This is a genomic window from Christiangramia aestuarii (assembly GCF_009735585.1).
Classification (GTDB): Bacteria; Bacteroidota; Bacteroidia; order Flavobacteriales; family Flavobacteriaceae; genus Christiangramia; species Christiangramia aestuarii.
Window position 1 is genome coordinate 1 of the sequence record NZ_VJVW01000027.1, and the last position, 830, is coordinate 830.

An 830-nucleotide genomic window follows, 5' to 3' on the forward strand; every position below is an offset into this window, starting at 1 on the left:
CCGCGGCCAAGGCGAAGGACGCCGAGGTCCGCGTGCAGTTGCAGGCCGACGAAGGGGTGAACTACGGCCAGGTGGCGAAGGCCATGGCTTCCATCGAGCGCGCCGGGATCACCAGGCTGGCGGTGATCACCGCACGCTGAAGCGAATCCACGCCGTCCGGCGCAGGCCGGGCGGGCAACGGTTTCGACCGCTCCGATCCGGGCAGGGGAGAGCGGTCTTTTTTATTCCGGATGGACGCTCCTCGGGTGTGTCCGCCGAGGCCGGGCTCGCGAATGCGTCGCGCACCCTGTCCGGCGCTCGCACGTCCCACGCCTGGGCGCTCAGGCCTGGCGTGCCGGCGCCTCCTGCTCCTTGGCGTCCTCCGTTCCTTCGACTTCCCATTCACCGGCCCAGTCCTCGCCGAACAGTTCGCTGGGATGCTGGGTGCGGCTGGCGCCGTTGCCGCAGCCCATAGATTCCGCCGAGCAATAGCGGTCGCAACCCCAGCAGATGCGCTCCGGATGGCTGGGATGGAGAGGAAATTTCTTGGCCATGATCCTGTCCCGATACCTGATGCCTGCGCTCAGGTATACCGCCGATGGCTTGCGCCGCCCAGGCGCTGCCGCGGAAAAGTGGCTTCGGCTTGCGCTGGATCAACTCGATTGGCATATATGTATTAATAGAATATTAAAATTGCTTTTTATTCCTTAGAGAAAAAAGGCTGCGCCCTTACACTTCCCTGGTGATGAATTTTTCTGGAGGGTTCTCCATGCACAGCGAACGCGTCCGTTATGTGTTGGTGCCCGGTTGGTACGGCTCGGAAGACGCCCATTGGCAAAGTCACTGGCAGC

Annotated in this window: 3 protein-coding genes; 2 read left to right on the top strand and 1 reads right to left on the bottom strand. The window is 62.7% G+C overall.

Going from position 1 to position 830, the window contains the following annotated elements; translation table 11 throughout:
* A partial coding sequence (locus FLP08_RS16765) for a biopolymer transporter ExbD (RefSeq protein ID WP_202912786.1) occupies positions 1 to 140 on the top strand: 140 nt, incomplete at its 5' end.
* 180 nt (positions 141 to 320) lie between these two features.
* On the opposite strand, the gene FLP08_RS16770 is transcribed toward FLP08_RS16765, so the two are convergent.
* Positions 321 to 533 (bottom strand): DUF3079 domain-containing protein, encoded by a 213-nt coding sequence (locus FLP08_RS16770; protein WP_003111981.1) that lies wholly within the window; start codon positions 531 to 533, stop codon positions 321 to 323.
* Positions 534 to 748: 215 nt separating this feature from the next.
* On the opposite strand from FLP08_RS16770, the gene FLP08_RS16775 reads away from it, so the two are divergent.
* The coding region (locus FLP08_RS16775; RefSeq protein ID WP_500681174.1) for an alpha/beta hydrolase at positions 749 to 830 on the top strand (82 nt) is incomplete at its 3' end.

Bases quoted from the DNA above. Each gene is read 5' to 3' on its own strand.
- FLP08_RS16770 (WP_003111981.1), bottom strand. From the start codon at position 533: ATGGCCAAGAAATTTCCTCTCCATCCCAGCCATCCGGAGCGCATCTGC.